This window comes from Bacillus sp. 11B20 (assembly GCF_056098985.1).
Window position 1 is genome coordinate 1 of sequence record NZ_JBLZWZ010000002.1, and the last position, 18991, is coordinate 18991.

Genomic DNA, 18991 nt, shown 5'->3' on the forward strand with positions numbered 1-18991 from the left:
CATACCGAACACGGAAGTTAAGCTCTTCAGCGCCGATGGTAGTTGGGGGTTTCCCCCTGTGAGAGTAGGACGCCGCCAAGCTTCTATCAGGATCAGTTCCATTTGGAACTGGTCTTTTTTGTTTTTTAAGAAAAGGAACAAACACTCGATCTGACATGGATACATATACTAAACTACCATCTAAAACATTCTTAATTTTGTATACAATTGAAAGCGCTAGGGCATACTGAAGCTATAAGTGGAGGTGTCACAATGAGCAAAAAAGAGCGAGAAGCGATTTGTTTGATTTGTGAAGAGAAAAAAACAAAGGGAATTTATTTATATCATCAGTTTTTGTGCCGAGAATGTGAGCGAAAGTTAATTTCTACATCGACCTCGGATCCCAGCTATGCCGATTATGTTAGAAAGCTTAAAAATCTTCATACGCCGCCTTTGTATTCATAGACCATTAGATGGTCTTTTTTTATGAGCCATGAAGGATTGGGCCTGTTTTTTGGAACTTAGTTTGGACATCATCCGTAATTAATAATAAGATAAACAGAGAGCCTGATTATTCATAGGAGTCGATGAACATGAAATCAATTTTTTATACATTTATATGGGCCATCCTCTCTACTTTTTTTTCGCTTGTGATTTTAACCGTCAGTATTGGGGTTTTCCATCATCATGTTGGATTATCGATACTGTATGCGATGATAGGGTGGGGCGTGATGTTTGCAGGGAGCAGATGGGTTGCTTTCCAGTTGTTTTTAAAGAAACACGGACTGTCTCGTAGTGATTATGTATATATCAAACAGCATTTAAAAGAAGCAGGACAAAAGCTTGTACGTTTAAAGAAAGCTTTATTTGCTGTGAAAAACGTACAAACGATCAAACATAATTATGAAATTCTCAGACTTGCACGACGAATCTATACGATTACAAAAAAAGAGCCGAACCGGTTTTATGATGCACAGCGTTTTTATTTCGAAAGCTTGGATTCTGTTGTTGAACTAACTGAAAAATATGCACTATTGTATAATCAGCCTGATCGCAGTCATGAGCTGGAAATGACACTTAGCCAAACTCGAGTGACGCTGACAGAGCTGCAAAAGCAATTGACGAATGATTTGCAGCAAGTATTAGGAAGAGACATAGAAGCTCTTCATATTGAGCTTGAAGTGGCAGATAAAATGATAAAGAAATAATGAAAGGAGTCAAACGCAATGAAACCAGAAGATCACATCCGATCATCAACTGCTTCCACTACAGATCTTCAGTTTCGGGTGTTTGATACCTTATCTGATGAGGAGAAACAAGAAGCCATACAGCGTGCCGAGCAGATCCCTGACAATCCGCAAAAGCTGCTTTTCTATGGTACACGTGTTCAGGAACGATTATTGGAACAATCACAACAAATGATGAAATATGTTGAGAAAAAAGATATCGATCAAATAGGAGATGTGCTTGAGGCCTTTTTGCACCAGCTGCATATAGTAGAACCTGAGGATTTACTGCCAAAGAAGCAGGGCTTTTTTTTGAAATTGTTTCAGCGGGAGAAGCGTTCTACTCAGGAAATCATATCGCGTTTTCAACATGCAAAATCACAGATCGAGAGATTATCAGCAAGACTTCGTTATGCAAAAGGCGGATTAATCTCGGATCATATGTTATTAGAGCGTTTATTTGAAGAAAATCAAACTTATTTCCAAGAGATGACGATGCAGGTTGCAGCAGTTGAAGCGAAAATGACAACTTTAGAAAAGCAGATCATATCAGAAACGCAGCATATTGGTAATCGGACTATAGAGGAGAAATTGATGAGTCAGGAATTCAATGCAGAAGAGTATATGGAGAGGTTGAAGGAACGGAAATATGATTTGCTGTTAAGCCGGCAAATTGCGTTGCAATGTAATGCCCAAATTCGAATGATCCAGCATACGAATCATACATTGGCCAATCACATTCAATCAACTGTTTCTGCATCCATTCCTCTATGGATCAACCAAATGTCGATTGCGTTAACGCATATTCAGCAGCGTGCCAATTCAGCTCTTCAGAATCGTATCCAAAAAACATACGAAAAGGTATCAAAGCAACAGGGAGAACTTCTTGAAGAAGCAGCTTTTGCACCTATAGATACGTTGAAAAAGGTTCAACGCCAATTAGCAGAAACCTTACAGGAAACGTTACAGGTGAAAGAGCATGGAAGCCAAGAGCGTGCTCAATTGAAAAACAGCATGTTTGAGGCAGAACAGCAGCTGACAAATCACCAGCCAATAAAGGAATGAGAATCCATCTTTCGGTTCCCTTGTATGAACGTTATAATAGACATAAGATATCGAAAGTGAAAAGGATCGATTTGTTTGAAAACACCTTTATATACAGCATTAGTACAACATGCGGAAAAGAAACCTTATTCTTTCCACGTTCCAGGACATCACAATGGAGATGTCTTTTTTGATGAGGCACGGACTTATTATGACTCAATTCTTCAGCTGGATGTAACAGAGCTTGAAGGATTAGATGATCTTCATCATCCAACTGGTGTGATTCAAGAGGCTGAACATTTATTGGCAAAGCTATATGGATCAGATCAAAGCTTTTTCCTTGTGAATGGGACAACTGTCGGAAATTTAGCGATGGTGATGACAGCCTGTCGTGCGGGAGATGAGATTTTTGTCCAGCGAAATTGTCATAAGTCTGTTTACCATGCGATTGAGCTTGCAGGAGCAATGCCTATTATGGTAGAAGCTGAGATAGATCAACATCTACATGTTCCAACACATGTGACAGATGAAACAGTCAAAAAAGCCATAGCCAAACATCCTAATTGCCGGGCGATCGTTTTGACTTATCCGAACTACTATGGTCATGCAGCTGATTTATCAAAACTGATTCACATGTGCCACGAAGCAGGCATGATCGTTTTGGTTGATGAGGCACATGGTGCACATTTTGTATTAGGCGGCGCTTTTCCTCCATCTGCTCTTTCCTATGGAGCTGACGTGGTGGTACAATCAGCACATAAAACCCTTCCAGCCATGACGATGGGTTCCTACCTTCATCTTCAGGGGGGACGAATGGATGCAAAACGTTTGAAAACATTCCTCACGATGCTTCAAAGCAGTTCTCCATCCTATCCAATTATGGCCTCATTAGATGTGGCAAGGGCCTATGTCGAGGAGATCAAGAAAAAAGAGATCCTGGATGGAATGATGAAAGGGCTGGCAGAGCTGAAAAATGAGTTCAACCGTATACCTCAGCTTGAAGTAGTCCAGTCTGAATTGCTTTTTAACGATCCATTAAAATGTGTGATTCGATCAACAAAAGGGCTGACGGGTTATGAACTAAAACGAGTGCTTGAATCAGTGGAGGTTCACCCAGAGCTTGCGGACGAACATCAGGTTTTACTTGTCTTTGGTTTAGAACAGAAGAAGGATATTCCTTTTAACCGAATAGAGCAGGCCCTTAATCAAAGCAATGCATTTCTCAAAGGAAAAGATCATATCCAAAGAGAGGCACTGGCTATTGAAAACAATGAGCATAGAGAGGATATAGAAGCCGTCCCATTTGAACATGCAGCAGGCCGGATTAGTGCAGAATCGGTTATTCCTTATCCACCGGGTATTCCTTTGATCGTTAAGGGAGAATGTATTGAAAGCGATCAAATCGCGGCTTTAAGCCGTTTGCTTGGACATCAGGTTCATGTTCAAGCGAGTCAGGTGATTCATCAGAGAAAATTATATGTTTATATAGAAGAGGAGACACTATGAGCGGTATGTTTATTACGTTTGAAGGGCCAGAGGGTGCCGGAAAAACGACAGTGATTCGAAAAGTGTATGAAGAAATGGAACGCCAAGGATATGAAGTGATGGCGACACGTGAGCCTGGCGGCATTGACATTGCAGAACAGATTCGTGAAGTCATTTTAAATGAAAAAAACACAAAAATGGACGCGAAAACAGAAGCTTTGCTATATGCAGCCGCAAGAAGGCAGCATTTGGCTGAGAAGGTAGAACCGGCATTAAAGCGCGGGCAGACAGTTTTATGTGATCGTTTTGTTGATAGCTCCCTTGCTTATCAAGGCTATGCGAGAGGGCTTGGGATTGAAGCAGTAAAATCAATTAACGATTTTGCTATTAATGGCACGATGCCGCAAATGACCATTTATTTTTCTATTACACCTGAGGAAGGGCTAAAGCGAATTGATGCCAACCAGGGAAGAGAAAAGAATAGATTAGACATGGAGACGCTGAATTTCCACCAGCTGGTCAGAGAAGGCTATGAACTGCTTATTGCACAATCACCAGAACGATTCCGTGTAGTGGATGCGTCTCAGCCGATGCAGGCTGTCTATGAAGAAGTCCTCCAATTAATTCAGGACACATTAAAGCAAAATCAAATATGACCTAATTCCCAATCGTTGTTATAATATAGAGGAAGACATCGGCATGTCATCTGTGCCTAAAATAAAGGAGGCCAATCAAATGAAATTAATTGTTGCCGTTGTACAGGACCAAGATAGCAGCAAGTTGTTGAAAATATTGACTGAACATCATTTCGGCGTGACAAAATTAGCTTCAACTGGTGGGTTTTTAAAGTCTGGGAATACGACTTTTATTATTGGTTGTGATGATGTCCGAGTGGATAAAGCATTACAGCTTATAAAAGAAAATTGCCGTAAACGTGATCAAATGATCGCGCCTGTATCCCCAATGGGTGGAAATGCAGATTCATACGTACCATACCCTGTTGAGGTTGAAGTTGGCGGAGCTACTGTTTTTATTCTGCCAGTTGAACAATTTCATCAATTTTAAGGATGGGTTGCTGTGAAAATTAATCAAGATATGCGACTGCGTCTAGAAAAGCGTGAACTTCAAGCATTGAAAGGAAACCAAACATCTGCTTCCTTTAAAGCTTCGATGGAGACGCAAAGCGGCAAACTGCGCTTAGAACAGCTGACGGTCATGCTCAGTGATATCGAAGTGTTCGGTAAAAAGCTAGCGAAGTCACGAAACCTAAAGGATTTGGCTAGGTTTAAAGGACTGGTGAAGCGCTTTGTGAAAGAGACAGTCGATAATGGATTAAATATAGAAACATCAAGGAGCTTTGACATTTATGGCAACACACGTACACTTGCTTTAGTCAAAGCCTTAGATGAGAAGCTGATTGAATTAACCGAGGAAATGATGGACCAAGAGAAACCATCTATTGATTTGCTTGAACGTATTGGAGAAATAAAAGGTTTATTGATTAACCTTTACACATAGAGAGTGATAACATGGCAATTAGCTGGGATGACATGAATGATTTGCAGCCGCGCGTCATGCGGCTGATTTTTAATAGTATTGAAAAAGACCGACTTGCGCATGCCTACTTATTTGAAGGGAAAAAAGGAACCGGTAAGCTGGATGCAGCGATGCTGATGGCTAAGAGCTTTTTTTGTTTGGAATCAGGAGTGAAACCATGTGAATCCTGTCAAAACTGCAAAAGGATTGCATCAGGAAACCATCCCGATTTACATCTTGTGCAGCCTGACGGACAATCAATTAAGAAGGCACAAGTGCAGGCACTGCAGGAGGAATTTACAAAAGCGGGTGTAGAATCTCACCGGAAAATGTATATTATTCTTCATGCGGACAAAATGACGGTCAATGCCGCGAACAGTTTATTGAAGTTCCTAGAGGAGCCCAATCGGGAAACGATGGCGGTTTTAATCACTGAGCAATCGCATAAAATGCTGGATACGATTATTTCAAGATGTCAGATGCTCAGCTTTCAGCCGCTGCAGCCACAATCCTTGGAGCAGCAGCTTTTACAAGAAGGCGTATCTCAGCATCTCGCAAGGCTTTTGTCGAATTTAACCAATAATTTAGCAGAAGCACTCGAATTAAGTCGAAATGATCAGTTTGCAGAGTCTAGAGCGAAAGTGATAAAATTGTATGAAGTCTTACACCAGCGAAAAGAACATGCATTTTTTTATATACAGGATCAATGGATGCCTTTTTTCAAAGAGAAAGACCTTCAAGAAACAGGTCTGGATATGCTTTTATTTATATATCGTGATGTATTGTCGATTCAAATAGGAAATGAAGATAAAGTCATTTATCAAGACTTATTCCAGACAATGAAGCAGCATGCGCTGCATTCCACACAGCAGATGGTGACCAGCCAGATCCTTGCTGTATTAGAAGCGAAAAAGAGACTTCAATCCAACGTGAATGCCCAAGGGCTGATGGAGCAATTGGTGTTGATGTTGCAGGAGGGATAAGCTTGTACAACGTAATTGGTGTTCGCTTTAAAAAAGCGGGCAAAATCTATTATTTCGATCCTAATGGATTTCATATAGAAAATGATAGTTGTGTCATTGTAGAAACAGTCAGAGGGGTTGAGTACGGACAAGTGGTCATCGCCAACAAAAAAGTAGATGAACACGATGTGGTTCTCCCTCTGCGTAAAGTCATTCGTGTAGCAGACGAACGAGACCGGCTCATCGTTGAGGAAAACAAAGAAGCAGCGATGACAGCCTTTGATACATGTCTTCAGAAGGTAAGTGAACATGGGCTGGAAATGAAACTGGTCGATGTTGAGTTTACATTTGACCGCAACAAGGTCATCTTCTACTTCACAGCAGATGGCAGAGTTGATTTCCGTGAGCTAGTGAAGGATCTTGCATCAATCTTCAAAACGAGAATTGAACTTCGCCAGATTGGTGTAAGAGACGAGGCAAAAATGCTTGGAGGCATTGGTCCTTGCGGGCGAATGCTCTGCTGTTCGACATTCTTAGGAGATTTTGAACCAGTGTCGATTAAGATGGCAAAGGACCAAAATCTATCGTTAAATCCTACAAAAATTTCAGGACTATGCGGCCGCTTGATGTGCTGCTTGAAATATGAGAATGATGAGTATGAAACAGCGAAGGAACAATTACCGGATATCGGCGAAACGATTCAGACGTCTAATGGCTCTGCAAAGGTAGTGGGGCTCAATATTTTAGAACGAATTTTGCAAGTTGAATTAACCGGGCAAGAAAAAGTGATAGAATATACATGGGAAGAATTATTACAAGAAGGCGTTGTATCTGCACAAACAACTGAGTAACGAGGTGTGCCACCTTGGATAAAAAGGAACTATTTGATACGGTGATTAATTTAGAAGAACAAATCGGTTCTCTTTATCGCCAGTTAGGTGATTTGAAAAATCATATCGGTGAAGTGATTGAAGAAAATCATCAGCTGCAGATGGAGAATCAGCACTTGCGTGAACGTCTGGATCAGTCCGATCGAGACAAATCGTCTGAGGCAGAGAATGATTCTGCCCAGAAGGCAAGTCATTCTGATATAGGAGAAGGTCATGATAACCTGGCCCGATTATATCAGGAGGGCTTCCATATTTGTAATGTACATTATGGGAGCATTCGTAAAGAGGGAGACTGTTTGTTCTGTCTGTCATTTTTAAATAAAAAATGAGAAAAGGCTTCCGCTGAATCGGAAGCCTTTTTCACAGGAAAAGAAAGGATACATCATGGTTTCGTTAAGAGAAGATGAACGTTTAGATTACCTGCTCGCCGAAGATATGAAGATTATTCAAAGTAAAACTGTGTTTGCCTTTTCATTGGACGCAGTGTTATTAGCTAAATTTGCTTATGTGCCAATCCAAAAAGGGGAAATCATTGACCTTTGTACCGGAAATGGCATTGTGCCATTGCTGCTTTCGACTCGATCTAAGGCCTCGATTACGGGTGTTGAAATTCAAGAACGGTTGTTTGATATGGCAAAAAGAAGTGTGGAGTATAATCAACTTGCGCACCAGATCGAATTGATTCATGGTGACTTGAATGATATGCCGGAACGCTACGGCAACCATAAAGTTGATGTGATTACATGTAACCCGCCATATTTTAAAACACCTTCTAAGGATGAAATCAATGAAAATGAATACTTGGCGATTGCCCGGCATGAAATTCATTGTACATTAGAAGATGTTATTCGTGTTTCTTCCACGCTGCTAAAGCAAGGGGGGAAACTGGCGATGGTTCATCGACCAGGACGGCTGCTTGAGATTGTGGAATTAATGAAGAAATACCGAATTGAGCCAAAACGTATTCAATTTGTTTATCCCAAACAAGGGAAAGAAGCCAATACCATCTTGGTAGAGGGCATAAAAGATGGAAAACCAGATCTGAAAATTCTCCCGCCTCTTTTTGTTTATAGAGAAGACCAGGAGTATACAGATGAAATCAGGACGATACTGTATGGAGAAGCATAATCATTACTTCTATGTATTAAAATGTGCAGATGGCAGCCTGTATGCGGGTTATACAAATGATTTACAAAAAAGATTGATGACCCACAATAGTGGAAAAGGAGCAAAGTATACAAGAGCGAGACGGCCGGTTGAGCTTTTTTATCATGAATGTTTTGCAACCAAAAGAGAAGCCATGCAGCAAGAATATCGTTTCAAAACGTGGACACGGAAAAAGAAAGACATGTATATAGAAGAAATGCGAATGGAAAAGGAGGCGGCACATGAAAAAGACACAGAAAAGCTTTGATGGTCAATCTGACATGGGCATTCTTTATCTCGTCCCAACCCCGATTGGAAATCTAGAAGATATGACGTTCCGAGCGATACAAACGTTAAAAGATGTAGACTATATTGCCGCAGAAGATACAAGGCAAACGAAAAAGCTTTGTCATGTATACGAAATTGATACACCCTTAACGAGTTATCATGAGCATAACAAAGACAGCAGTGGCCACAAGTTAATCGAATGGCTAAAAGAAGGAAAAAGTATCGCGCTCGTGAGTGATGCTGGTTTACCGACGATTTCAGATCCAGGGGCTGAAGTGGTACGAGATTTTACTAGCATCGGAGGCTATGTCATTCCGTTACCTGGCGCAAATGCTGCACTAACGGCACTCATTGCATCAGGAATCGCGCCTCAGCCATTTTTCTTTTATGGTTTTCTCGACCGTCAAAAAAAAGAAAAGAAAAAGCAGCTTGAAGCCTTGAAGAAACGCCAAGAAACGATCATTTTCTATGAAGCGCCTCATCGGTTAAAAGAAACGCTGACTTTGATGAAGGAAGTGTGGGGAAATCGGAACATCGCCATTACGAGAGAACTAACGAAAAAATTCGAAGAGTTTATTCGTGGGGATTTAGAATCTGTGCTGACATGGGCTGCGGAGAATCAAATTCGAGGTGAGTTCTGTCTTGTAGTGCAAGGAAATGATCAAGCTGAAGAAGAGCTGAATGAAGAAGCATGGTGGACGTCCTTATCTGAAAAAGAACATGTGATTCATTACATAGAGGAAGGATTAACGTCGAAGGAAGCCATTAAACGTACAGCTGTCGAACGTGGTGTGCCAAAGCGCACGATATACGATGCCTATCATATTGAACAATAAAGAAAGGTTCTTGCAAACGGTGCAAGAACCTTTTTATATGAAACTTATTTTTGTGATTGAAGTTGGTTTTGGATTTCGTTAATGATTTGCTCTGCACCTTCACGGCTAAGAACTAATTTACCATTAGCAAGTTTAAGGTTATCGTCTGATACTTCACCTGTTACTTGGCAAGTCATGTTTGGTTTATATTTTTTTAGGATAATTTTTTCATCATCAACATAAATTTCCAAAGCGTCTTTTTCAGCGATTCCTAGCGTACGGCGAAGTTCGATTGGAATCACCACGCGTCCTAATTCGTCAACTTTACGTACAATACCTGTAGATTTCATCTTCATTCTCCTCCCAAAAAGTTCTTATTACTAAAATAATATTATCTTCGTCATTATTCGACAAATTCCTTACATTCCTAGCATAACAAGGTTTCCATAAATCGTCAATCATTTTGTTTACTATTGTTTGTAAAATATGACTCTTAAAGTCAAAAGACCTTGAAACTACTGATGTATAAGGATTTTGTAGGCTTTTTCTATGAAAATATAAGAAATGACGAGTTCAGATTAACAAGACTTTTGCCCTAATTTAGCCAATTGTAAATCTGGAAATAGATTTCATACGACAATATTCGACAAAATGTCGACGGGTTTGTCGTTTTTTTCGAAAAACTCATCTTTTTCGATCATTTCATCTCGTTCTATGTATATATGCTTGATCTTAAAGGCTAAGATGGTATCATAGAGAAAGCACAAGTGCAAAATTAAATGAATTGATCTGACACATTTTCATGTAATGATGATAACCGCTCTCGTCCATTGGGCGGGAGTTTTTGACATTTACACACACGCAGGAGGTTCCGACATGCCAGAAAAGAAAAAAACGTTTTATCTGACAACACCTATTTACTATCCGAGCGGAAAATTACATATTGGACATGCTTATACGACAGTAGCAGGAGATGCTATGGCTCGTTATAAACGTCTTCAAGGCTATGATGTGATGTATTTAACGGGTACAGATGAGCACGGACAAAAAATTCAGCAAAAAGCTGAAGAACAAAATATCACACCAATCGAGTATTTAGATCCAGTCGTTGAAGACATTAAATCATTATGGAAGAAACTCGACATTTCGAATGATGACTTCATCCGTACAACAGAAAAAAGACATACGAAAATCATCGAGCAGGTATTCCAAAAACTTCTTGATCAAGGCGATATTTATTTAGATCAATATGAGGGCTGGTACAGTATTCCTGATGAGACATTCTATACGGAAACACAGCTTGTTGATGTTGAGCGTAATGAGAAAGGGGAAGTCATTGGCGGGAAAAGTCCTGACAGCGGACACCCTGTTGAATTAATTAAAGAGGAATCATATTTCTTCCGTATGAGTAAGTATGCGGATCGTTTGCTCGATTATTACGAAAAGAATCCATCGTTTATTCAGCCTGAATCAAGAAAGAATGAAATGATTAATAACTTCATTAAACCAGGTTTAGAGGATTTAGCCGTATCAAGAACAACCTTTGATTGGGGAATTAAAGTTCCTAACAATCCAAAACACGTCATTTATGTATGGATTGATGCGTTATTCAACTATTTAACTGCGATTGGCTATGGAACAGATCAAGATGAGAAATATAAAAAATATTGGCCTGCCAACGTACATCTCGTAGGAAAAGAAATTGTACGCTTCCATACGATTTATTGGCCGATTATGTTGATGGCATTAGATCTGCCTCTACCGAAGCAAATCTTCGCACACGGCTGGCTGCTCATGAAAGATGGCAAAATGTCTAAATCAAAAGGGAATGTGGTAGATCCGGTCACATTAATTGATCGCTATGGCCTCGATGCCCTCCGTTATTATCTGCTTCGCGAAGTACCATTTGGTGCGGATGGTGTGTTTACACCAGAAGGATTCGTGGAACGTGTAAACTATGACCTTGCCAATGATTTAGGTAACTTGCTTAATCGTACAGTTGCGATGGTCCAAAAATATTTTGACGGCACTTTAAGCAGCTATAAGGGCCCTGTTAATGAGTTTGATGAAGAGCTGAAAGCAGTCGCTGAGCAAACCGTCAAAGCCTATGAAGAGGCGATGGAAAACCTTGAATTCTCTGTGGCTCTTTCAAATGTTTGGACATTAATCAGCAGAACCAATAAATATATTGATCAAACAGCTCCATGGGTGCTGGCAAAGGATGAAACAAAACGAAAAGAATTGCATTCTGTTATGTATCATTTAGCAGAATCACTTCGAATCACAGCAGTCCTCTTAACGCCATTCCTAACGAAAACACCTGAGAAAATCTTCTTCCAGCTTGGAATTGAAGAAGAGAAGCTCAAAAGCTGGGATAGTATCCTATCATTTGGTGCAATTCAACATGCGACGGTACAAAAAGGCGAGCCTTTGTTCCCGCGTTTAGAGGTTGAAGAAGAAGTATCCTACATTAAAGAAAAAATGCAGGGAAGTGCACCTAAGGTAGAAGAAGAGAAAGTGGATATCGAAGAAACGGAATTACCTGAGCTGGGAGCAGAAATTGCATTTGATGATTTCTCGAAAGTCGATCTTCGAGTCGCACAGGTTTTGGAAGCAGCCCCAGTGAAAAAAGCGGATCGTCTTTTAAAGCTTCAGCTTGATTTTGGATTTGAAAAAAGACAAATAGTCTCAGGGATTGCCAAACACTATCAACCAGAAGAATTAGTAGGGAAAAAGCTCGTTTGCGTAGCGAATCTTACACCAGTTAAACTCAGAGGGGAAATTTCCCAGGGAATGATTTTAACTGGGGAAACAGGCGGGAAATTGCAGGTTCTTGAAGTAGATCAATCTCTAGCAAATGGAACAAAAATTTTATAAATCAACAAAGGTGTTCCACGTGTAACATTTCGTCGAACACCTTTTGTTTTTTAGGAGAATTGTCGAAAGGAGCAATCAACAATGTTATTTGATACACATGCCCACTTGAATGCAGAACAATATAAGGAAGACTTAGAGCAGGTGATCGAAAGAGCGAAAAGCGAAAAAGTTGAGAAAATCGTGGTGGTGGGGTTTGACCGTCCGACAATTACGAGAGCGATGGAATTAATTGAAGAGTATGATTTCATATATGCAGCTATCGGCTGGCATCCAGTCGATGCTATTGATATGACAGATGAAGATTTGGCTTGGATTAAAGATTTATCTCAACACGAAAAAGTGGTTGCGATTGGAGAAATGGGTCTGGATTACTATTGGGACAAGTCACCAAAAGATGTACAAAAGGAAGTCTTTAGACGCCAAATTGCTCTTGCGAAGGAAGTGAATCTTCCAATTGTTATTCATAACCGTGACGCAACGGAAGATGTCGTGACGATTTTAAAGGAAGAGGGAGCAGCTGAGGTTGGAGGTATTATGCACTGCTTTACGGGCAGCTTAGAAACTGCAAAAGTGTGTATGGATATGAATTTTTACATCTCATTCGGTGGACCCGTGACATTTAAAAATGCCAAAAAGCCAAAAGAAGTTGTAAAAGAGATACCAAGTGACCGGCTTTTGATTGAAACAGACTGCCCATACTTAACGCCAGTACCATTTAGGGGGAAACGTAACGAGCCAAGTTATGTCAAATATATCGCAGAACAAATTGCGGAGCTGAGAGAAATCAGCTTTGAAGAGCTTGCCGAATTGACAACAAAAAATGCAAAAAAAGTTTTCCGTATAAACTGACAGTATATGATGTCAATCCTTGTTTAAGCTTGTCCAATTGTGAAACATAACGAAAAAGTTCTACACGTTTGCGCCTCCTCATAGGATAAGTTGTCGATAAGTCTTTCTTCCCTTCTTTCCATAAATCTCCCATAATAGGTTTACAATCGAGCATTTTTGTACAGTGGGTGGAAGGGTTGACAGGTTTTGAGATACTCTATATAATCTCTCCGAGGAGAAGGAGGCGTTTTTCATCGTACAAAAAATGAAAAATCTGTTTTCTGTTAAGCTAGGAAAAGGCAAGGTTTTATTACTAGTTGTTTGCTTGCTTTTAGCTGGAACTGGGACGGCTTACGGTGCGCATGAGCTCACTAAGCAGTCTATTACCATTTCAATCAATGGTAAAGAGAAGACAATTCGTACACATGAAGAGACAGTAGCACAGCTGCTTTCAGACCTTGGCATAAGGACCAAGGCGGAGGATCATATCTCTCCAAGTCTAAATACAAAGATTCAAGACAACATGAACATTGTGTATGATGCGGCTATACCGGTTCATCTGACCCTAGATGGGAAAGAGAAAACGATATGGACAACAGATCAGACGGTTGGAGCATTATTGAAGAATGAGAAGATAGATATCGGGAAGCACGATCAAGTCACTCCAGGAAAGAATGACAAGTTAACAAAGGATATGAAGCTTGTGGTTCAGCAGGCCTTCCAGGTCAGCTTAAATGATGGAGGAAAAGATAAAAAAGTGTGGACCACTTCGACTACGGTCGCTGACTTTTTAAAGCAACAAGAGCTGAAGCTCAAGAAGCACGATAAGATCAAGCCTGCGTTACATAGTAACCTTTCTAAAAAGAGCGCAGATATAAAGATCACTCGGGTGGAAAAAGTCACCGATGTAGTGGAAGAGAAAATTGCTTTTGATACCAAACATAAAAAGGACCATTCTCTTGAAAAAGGGAAAGAGAAGGTACTTAAAAAAGGTGAAGAAGGTAAATTGAAGAAGCACTATGCCATTGTGAAAGAAAACGGCAAAGTGGTGTCTAAAGAATTGATTAAAGAAGTGACCGAAAAAGATAGTAAGGACCGTTTAGTGGCTATTGGTACACAAGTGACCAAAAAGGAGCCTACAGCGTCCCCTGTGGTTTCACGAAGCAATGAGTCTTCAGGAAAAGAATTTTATGTGGCGTCAACAGCCTATACAGCGAGCTGTGCTGGATGTACGGGCAGAACGTCTACAGGTTTTGATTTAAAAGCGAATCCGGGTGCAAAGGTCATAGCAGTTGATCCGAGTGTCATTCCGCTGGGCTCAAAAGTGTATGTGGAAGGCTATGGTTATGCCGTTGCATCAGACACTGGATCTGCTATAAAAGGGAATAAAATTGATGTGTTCGTCCCAAGTAAGTCGGCAGCTTATCAATGGGGAAATAAACGAGTGAAAATTAGAGTGCTCAAATAAACACATCAAATCATTTATATGAACAGAGGGCTTTGCGCACCCTCTGTTTTTTTGGTTATAATAGAAGCACTGTTTTCTAATTAATTAGACGCAAAAACAGCATGAAAGGTTTCGTTTTTTTAACCAAAAAATGTAGATTGTTTTTGCAAGCGGAGGAATACATGAAAATCAAAGAAATCATTGTGGTGGAGGGTCGTGATGACACTGCCAGAGTGAAGATGGCGGTTGATGCAGATACAATCGAAACAAACGGATCTGCCATTGGCGATACAGTCATACAACAAGTGCGTCTTGCTCAGGAGACGAGAGGGGTCATTATTTTAACAGATCCTGATTTTCCTGGTGAGAAGATCCGTAAAACCATCGCAGAGGCGGTTCCTGGCTGTAAGCACGCTTTTTTGCCAAAGCATCTTGCGAAGGCGAAGCGGGATAAAGGAATTGGTGTCGAGCATGCTTCCTTGGACAGTATTCGTGAATGTCTTGCCCATGTCCATGAAGAAATGGAAGAATCGGAAAGTGACATTACATTAGACGACTTATTTGACGCAGGCCTTATCGGAGGCGAAGCATCGAAACGCCGCCGCGAACGACTAGGAGTGCTTTTAAATATAGGATATACCAATGCGAAGCAGCTGCAAAAGCGCCTTCACATGTTCCAAATAACCAAACATGATTTTATTGCGGCCTTAAAGACCGTCATGCAGGAGGAAGCCGATGAATAAAGATATTGCGACACCCGTCAGAACGAAGGAAATACTGAAGAAGTACGGTTTCTCTTTTAAAAAGAGCTTAGGGCAGAACTTCTTAATTGATACAAATATTTTAGATCGCATTGTCGATCACGCAGAGGTTACAGATGAGACCGGCGTCATTGAAATTGGGCCTGGTATCGGCGCATTGACAGAGCAGCTCGCTAAACGTGCAAAGAAAGTCACCGCTTTTGAAATCGATCAGCGTTTATTGCCTATTTTAAACGATACGCTTTCTCCATATGATAATGTCACGATTATTCATCAAGATGTATTAAAGGCGGATGTGAGAAAGGTCATCGAAGAAAATTTTGCTGACTGTAAAGAAGTGATGGTCGTAGCCAACCTTCCGTATTACGTGACAACACCGATTATTATGAAATTGCTTGAAGAAAACCTTCCATTGAAAGGGATCGTGGTCATGCTGCAAAAAGAAGTAGCAGATCGTATGGCAGCTATCCCTTCATCAAAGGAATACAATTCATTGTCTATCGCAGTTCAATTTTATACGGAAGCAAAAACGGTGATGGTTGTGCCTAAAACGGTTTTTGTTCCTCAGCCAAATGTTGATTCGGCTGTGATTAAGCTGACTGTTCGTGAAACGCCTGCTGTCTCAGTAGAAAATGATGCGTTTTTCTTTCAATTGATCCGAGCGAGCTTTGGCCAGCGCCGGAAAACATTGATGAATAATTTGATGAACAATTTTCCTGATGGAAAAAAACATAAAGCGATCATCGAGGAAGCTCTTCAAACAGCAGATATTGATGGAAAGCGCCGCGGAGAATCATTATCCATTGAGGAATTTGCCAGATTGTCGAATGTTTTACAAAAAGCCCTATCGTAAGGGCTTTTTTCTTTTGTTCTTCACCACTTCAACTGTTCAGGCATAGGCTAGAAAGAACAGCACATATGAAAGATGAATATGTTTAGGGCAAGACGATACCAACAGGATATGAGCCTGATTGTGGAGTGAAAAGCATGCAATTTCAAATAGGAGATATGGTGACGAGGGCATCCTATCAAATGGATATTATGTTTCGAATCATTCGAATTGATGAGACAGATCAGCACGAAGCCACTGCCATATTGCATGGGAATGAAGTGAGGCTGATTGCTGATGCTAAGATGTCGGATCTCGTCTTGATTCAAAAAGAGGAGCAGCTGACAAGGGAGAAGGACGACGAACGGAAGATTAATGAATCGCTCGACTTACTAAGACAGGATTATCAGCTGCTGCGTGAAAAACAAGAGTATTATACTTCTGGACAATATCAGCATCAGGAGCAGTATTTTCACATGCCTGGAAAGGTCCTTCATTTAGATGGAGATGCTTCATACTTAAAGAAATGCTTAGATGTATATGAACGAATTGGTGTGCCTGTGTACGGAGTGCATTGTCATGAGAAGAAAATGCCAAGCGTGATCGACTCGTTACTTGATCAATATCGGCCTGATATTTTGGTCATTACAGGGCATGATGCGTATTCCAAGCAAAAGGGCGGCGTAAATGATATCGGTGCTTATCGCCATTCTCGTCATTTCGTTGAAACGGTTCAAAAAGCAAGAAAGAAAATTCCTCATTTAGATCAGCTTGTGATCTTTGCGGGCGCCTGTCAATCTCATTTCGAATCATTGATTCAAGCAGGTGCCAATTTTGCAAGCTCACCTTCACGTGTGAACATCCATGCGCTCGACCCCGTCTATATCGTTGCGAAGATCAGCTTCACTCCATTTGTAGATCGAATCAATGTGTGGGATGTGCTTCGTAATACATTAACAAGAGAAAAAGGTCTCGGAGGCATCGAGACGAAGGGTGTTTTAAGGGTAGGTATGCCATATAAAAAAGACCATGAATCGACATAACCCGACTGATTTCAGTCAGGTTTTTTTTATGTGTAAAAAGAAATTTCAAATGGATACATAATTCACCGGAATTTGAGAAAAATAGGGAGGAGAAAAGGTAGAAGTTTGTCAAAATTATTTTGTTGACAATGGCTCGTGTTGGTTGATATAATTTAATTTTTATTTGACAAAAATGGGCCGTTGTTGTATAATTATCTCAGTGAGGTGGATGCAATGGCGAAGACTTTGTCCGACATCAAAAGATCGCTTGATGGTAACTTAGGTAAACGTTTGACGTTAAAGGCTAACGGAGGCCGCCGTAAAACAATTGAGCGTTCGGGCATTTTAGCTGAAACGTACCCTTCTGTATTTGTGATTCAATTAGATCAAGATGAGAATTCGTTTGAAAGAGTTTCTTACAGTTATGCAGATATACTGACTGAGACGGTCGAATTAACGTTCGATGATGCCGCTAGCTCAGTCGCCTATTAATGGGCAGTGAACTTTTTGTTTACTGCTTTTTGTTTTGCCTTTTTTTCTGAATGGGAGTCTGTCCATTTTTTGAAAGGGGTAAAAGAAAGGATTCGATACAAAATAAGAAAGCCACAAAAGCAGTGGCACTGATTCGAATTCTCGACTAAAGGGGCTGTTTCGTTTGGGTAGACGCCGAGGCATTATGTCAGATGAGTTCAAATACGAGCTGGCGAAGGATCTTGGATTTTATGATACCGTCAAAAATGGAGGCTGGGGAGAAATTCGTGCACGTGACGCAGGTAATATGGTCAAACGTGCCATCGAATTAGCTCAGCAGCACATGGCTCAGGATGAGAATCAACGATAGAAAAATGGTCAGGGATACCTCGGGTGTCTCTGGCTTTTTTGTTGAAAAAGTCAGTGTGCTGGGCGTAAAAGCCAATATTCATCAGATCCATCAAATGTGATACAATATTGATACTTATGTTTAGATGGAGAAGTAGGTGAAATGTTTGCGTATTTTAGAAAAAGCACCGGCAAAAATTAATCTCTCACTTGATGTACATGGAAAAAGACCGGATGGATATCACGAAGTGGAGATGGTGATGACAACAATAGACCTTGCAGATCGACTTGAGCTGACGGAGCTGGACAAAGATGAAATCCGTGTATCATCTCATAATCGATTTGTGCCAGATGATCAGCGTAACTTGGCTTATCAGGCGGCTAAATTACTCAAAACAAGGTTCGGTATTCAAAAAGGGGTATCGATTGTCATCACAAAAGCAATTCCTGTTGCAGCAGGTTTAGCTGGAGGCAGCAGTGATGCTGCAGCAGCGCTTCGCGGTTTAAACCGTTTGTGGAAGTTAAATCTCACGTTAGATGAACTAGCTGAGCTTGGAGCGGAGATCGGCTCAGATGTGTCTTTTTGTGTACACGGAGGCACAGCACTAGCGACAGGACGTGGAGAAAAACTGAAGCATATTGTGACACCGCCGCATTGCTGGGTGATTTTAGCGAAGCCGGTGATTGGGGTATCTACAGCTGAAGTTTATAGACAATATGACGCAAGCAAAGTAGAACACCCAAATGTACAGCGTATGATCGAAGCCATTGAAGCGAAAGATTATAAAGAGATGTGCGGCTCACTCGGTAACGTTCTGGAGTCTGTGACATTAAAGATGTATCCGGAAGTAGATATGATCAAAAGACAGATGAAGCGTTTCGGTGCTGATGCTGTATTAATGAGTGGAAGCGGCCCAACTGTATTTGGCCTGATTCAATATGAATCGAAGGTACAAAGAATATATAACGGACTGAGAGGATTTTGTGATCAAGTATACGCTGTCCGCATGATCGGCGAACAAAATGCCCTTGATTAA

General features: G+C 40.7%; 23 protein-coding genes and 1 rRNA gene. 23 read left to right on the top strand and 1 reads right to left on the bottom strand.

Annotated elements, in window-relative coordinates:
- From rrf to rsmI, 14 genes are all read left to right on the top strand, one after another.
- Positions 1–81 (top strand): 5S ribosomal RNA (rrf, locus tag ACN6NB_RS00110); the annotation flags it as partial.
- Positions 82–252: 171 nt separating this feature from the next.
- Positions 253–444 (top strand): sigma factor G inhibitor Gin, encoded by a 192-nt coding sequence (locus tag ACN6NB_RS00115; protein WP_024425620.1) that lies wholly within the window; start codon positions 253–255, stop codon positions 442–444.
- Positions 445–572: 128 nt separating this feature from the next.
- Positions 573–1187, top strand: coding sequence for a 5-bromo-4-chloroindolyl phosphate hydrolysis family protein (locus ACN6NB_RS00120; RefSeq protein WP_039175866.1), 615 nt, complete (start codon positions 573–575; stop codon positions 1185–1187).
- An 18-nt stretch (positions 1188–1205) separates the two neighbouring features.
- Positions 1206–2270, top strand: coding sequence for a toxic anion resistance protein (locus ACN6NB_RS00125; RefSeq protein ID WP_144491845.1), 1065 nt, complete (start codon positions 1206–1208; stop codon positions 2268–2270).
- 75 nt (positions 2271–2345) lie between these two features.
- Positions 2346–3755: an aminotransferase class I/II-fold pyridoxal phosphate-dependent enzyme gene (locus ACN6NB_RS00130; protein WP_126681988.1), complete on the top strand. Its 1410-nt coding sequence runs from the start codon at positions 2346–2348 to the stop codon at positions 3753–3755.
- Positions 3752–4390, top strand: coding sequence for a dTMP kinase (gene tmk, locus ACN6NB_RS00135; RefSeq protein WP_064498585.1), 639 nt, complete (start codon positions 3752–3754; stop codon positions 4388–4390). The genes ACN6NB_RS00130 and tmk overlap by 4 nt, the downstream gene beginning before the upstream one ends.
- Positions 4391–4469: 79 nt before the next feature.
- On the top strand, positions 4470–4799 hold the full coding sequence (locus ACN6NB_RS00140) for a cyclic-di-AMP receptor (protein ID WP_024425625.1): 330 nt from the start codon (positions 4470–4472) through the stop codon (positions 4797–4799).
- A gap of 12 nt (positions 4800–4811) precedes the next feature.
- Positions 4812–5252 carry a YaaR family protein gene (locus ACN6NB_RS00145; RefSeq protein ID WP_039175878.1) on the top strand — a complete coding sequence of 147 codons (441 nt, stop codon included), beginning with the start codon at positions 4812–4814 and terminating at the stop codon, positions 5250–5252.
- A gap of 11 nt (positions 5253–5263) precedes the next feature.
- A complete protein-coding gene (holB, locus tag ACN6NB_RS00150) occupies positions 5264–6253 on the top strand; it encodes a DNA polymerase III subunit delta' (RefSeq protein WP_039175879.1) in 990 nt (329 codons plus the stop codon).
- A 2-nt stretch (positions 6254–6255) separates the two neighbouring features.
- On the top strand, positions 6256–7083 hold the full coding sequence (gene ricT, locus ACN6NB_RS00155; protein WP_024425628.1) for a competence/sporulation regulator complex protein RicT: 828 nt from the start codon (positions 6256–6258) through the stop codon (positions 7081–7083).
- A 14-nt stretch (positions 7084–7097) separates the two neighbouring features.
- Positions 7098–7451 (top strand): DNA replication initiation control protein YabA, encoded by a 354-nt coding sequence (gene yabA, locus ACN6NB_RS00160; protein ID WP_039175883.1) that lies wholly within the window; start codon positions 7098–7100, stop codon positions 7449–7451.
- Positions 7452–7506: 55 nt separating this feature from the next.
- Positions 7507–8250, top strand: a complete 744-nt coding sequence (locus tag ACN6NB_RS00165) for a tRNA1(Val) (adenine(37)-N6)-methyltransferase (RefSeq protein WP_039175886.1) — start codon at positions 7507–7509, stop codon at positions 8248–8250.
- Complete coding sequence (locus tag ACN6NB_RS00170; RefSeq protein ID WP_039175889.1) at positions 8237–8536, top strand: GIY-YIG nuclease family protein; 300 nt, start codon at positions 8237–8239, stop codon at positions 8534–8536. The genes ACN6NB_RS00165 and ACN6NB_RS00170 overlap by 14 nt, the downstream gene beginning before the upstream one ends.
- Positions 8511–9392: a 16S rRNA (cytidine(1402)-2'-O)-methyltransferase gene (rsmI, locus tag ACN6NB_RS00175; RefSeq protein WP_058838216.1), complete on the top strand. Its 882-nt coding sequence runs from the start codon at positions 8511–8513 to the stop codon at positions 9390–9392. Before ACN6NB_RS00170 ends, rsmI begins: the two co-directional genes overlap by 26 nt.
- Before the next feature lie 44 nt (positions 9393–9436).
- Here rsmI and ACN6NB_RS00180 read toward each other — a convergent pair whose 3' ends face one another.
- Positions 9437–9727, bottom strand: coding sequence for an AbrB/MazE/SpoVT family DNA-binding domain-containing protein (locus ACN6NB_RS00180; RefSeq protein WP_087975202.1), 291 nt, complete (start codon positions 9725–9727; stop codon positions 9437–9439).
- A gap of 520 nt (positions 9728–10247) precedes the next feature.
- Between ACN6NB_RS00180 and metG the strand changes: the two genes are divergently transcribed.
- The 9 genes from metG to ispE all read left to right on the top strand — a co-directional run bounded on the left by metG (position 10248) and on the right by ispE (position 18991).
- Complete coding sequence (metG, locus tag ACN6NB_RS00185) at positions 10248–12248, top strand: methionine--tRNA ligase (RefSeq protein WP_144491846.1); 2001 nt, start codon at positions 10248–10250, stop codon at positions 12246–12248.
- Between the two features lie 81 nt (positions 12249–12329).
- Complete coding sequence (locus tag ACN6NB_RS00190) at positions 12330–13097, top strand: TatD family hydrolase (RefSeq protein WP_047203886.1); 768 nt, start codon at positions 12330–12332, stop codon at positions 13095–13097.
- A 244-nt stretch (positions 13098–13341) separates the two neighbouring features.
- Positions 13342–14544, top strand: coding sequence for a G5 and 3D domain-containing protein (locus ACN6NB_RS00195; protein ID WP_039175900.1), 1203 nt, complete (start codon positions 13342–13344; stop codon positions 14542–14544).
- A gap of 161 nt (positions 14545–14705) precedes the next feature.
- Positions 14706–15266, top strand: a complete 561-nt coding sequence (rnmV, locus tag ACN6NB_RS00200; protein WP_017359323.1) for a ribonuclease M5 — start codon at positions 14706–14708, stop codon at positions 15264–15266.
- Complete coding sequence (rsmA, locus tag ACN6NB_RS00205) at positions 15259–16137, top strand: 16S rRNA (adenine(1518)-N(6)/adenine(1519)-N(6))-dimethyltransferase RsmA (RefSeq protein ID WP_047203888.1); 879 nt, start codon at positions 15259–15261, stop codon at positions 16135–16137. Before rnmV ends, rsmA begins: the two co-directional genes overlap by 8 nt.
- 134 nt (positions 16138–16271) lie before the next feature.
- Positions 16272–17156, top strand: coding sequence for a sporulation peptidase YabG (yabG, locus tag ACN6NB_RS00210; protein WP_024427198.1), 885 nt, complete (start codon positions 16272–16274; stop codon positions 17154–17156).
- Between the two features lie 213 nt (positions 17157–17369).
- Positions 17370–17627, top strand: a complete 258-nt coding sequence (veg, locus tag ACN6NB_RS00215; RefSeq protein ID WP_024425637.1) for a biofilm formation stimulator Veg — start codon at positions 17370–17372, stop codon at positions 17625–17627.
- Positions 17628–17790: 163 nt separating this feature from the next.
- A complete protein-coding gene (locus ACN6NB_RS00220) occupies positions 17791–17976 on the top strand; it encodes a small, acid-soluble spore protein, alpha/beta type (protein WP_012008653.1) in 186 nt (61 codons plus the stop codon).
- A gap of 145 nt (positions 17977–18121) precedes the next feature.
- Positions 18122–18991, top strand: coding sequence for a 4-(cytidine 5'-diphospho)-2-C-methyl-D-erythritol kinase (ispE, locus tag ACN6NB_RS00225; protein WP_144491851.1), 870 nt, complete (start codon positions 18122–18124; stop codon positions 18989–18991).

Excerpts from the sequence above, each read along its gene's own strand:
- ACN6NB_RS00115 (WP_024425620.1), top strand. The coding sequence starts at position 253 with ATGAGCAAAAAAGAGCGAGAAGCGATTTGTTTGATTTGTGAAGAGAAA.
- ACN6NB_RS00120 (WP_039175866.1), top strand. The coding sequence starts at position 573 with ATGAAATCAATTTTTTATACATTTATATGGGCCATCCTCTCTACTTTT.
- ACN6NB_RS00125 (WP_144491845.1), top strand. The coding sequence starts at position 1,206 with ATGAAACCAGAAGATCACATCCGATCATCAACTGCTTCCACTACAGAT.
- tmk (WP_064498585.1), top strand. The coding sequence starts at position 3,752 with ATGAGCGGTATGTTTATTACGTTTGAAGGGCCAGAGGGTGCCGGAAAA.
- ACN6NB_RS00140 (WP_024425625.1), top strand. The coding sequence starts at position 4,470 with ATGAAATTAATTGTTGCCGTTGTACAGGACCAAGATAGCAGCAAGTTG.
- holB (WP_039175879.1), top strand. The coding sequence starts at position 5,264 with ATGGCAATTAGCTGGGATGACATGAATGATTTGCAGCCGCGCGTCATG.
- ACN6NB_RS00165 (WP_039175886.1), top strand. The coding sequence starts at position 7,507 with ATGGTTTCGTTAAGAGAAGATGAACGTTTAGATTACCTGCTCGCCGAA.
- ACN6NB_RS00170 (WP_039175889.1), top strand. The coding sequence starts at position 8,237 with ATGGAGAAGCATAATCATTACTTCTATGTATTAAAATGTGCAGATGGC.
- rsmI (WP_058838216.1), top strand. The coding sequence starts at position 8,511 with ATGAAAAAGACACAGAAAAGCTTTGATGGTCAATCTGACATGGGCATT.
- ACN6NB_RS00180 (WP_087975202.1), bottom strand. The coding sequence starts at position 9,727 with ATGAAGATGAAATCTACAGGTATTGTACGTAAAGTTGACGAATTAGGA.
- metG (WP_144491846.1), top strand. The coding sequence starts at position 10,248 with ATGCCAGAAAAGAAAAAAACGTTTTATCTGACAACACCTATTTACTAT.
- ACN6NB_RS00190 (WP_047203886.1), top strand. The coding sequence starts at position 12,330 with ATGTTATTTGATACACATGCCCACTTGAATGCAGAACAATATAAGGAA.
- ACN6NB_RS00195 (WP_039175900.1), top strand. The coding sequence starts at position 13,342 with ATGAAAAATCTGTTTTCTGTTAAGCTAGGAAAAGGCAAGGTTTTATTA.
- rnmV (WP_017359323.1), top strand. The coding sequence starts at position 14,706 with ATGAAAATCAAAGAAATCATTGTGGTGGAGGGTCGTGATGACACTGCC.
- rsmA (WP_047203888.1), top strand. The coding sequence starts at position 15,259 with ATGAATAAAGATATTGCGACACCCGTCAGAACGAAGGAAATACTGAAG.
- yabG (WP_024427198.1), top strand. The coding sequence starts at position 16,272 with ATGCAATTTCAAATAGGAGATATGGTGACGAGGGCATCCTATCAAATG.
- veg (WP_024425637.1), top strand. The coding sequence starts at position 17,370 with ATGGCGAAGACTTTGTCCGACATCAAAAGATCGCTTGATGGTAACTTA.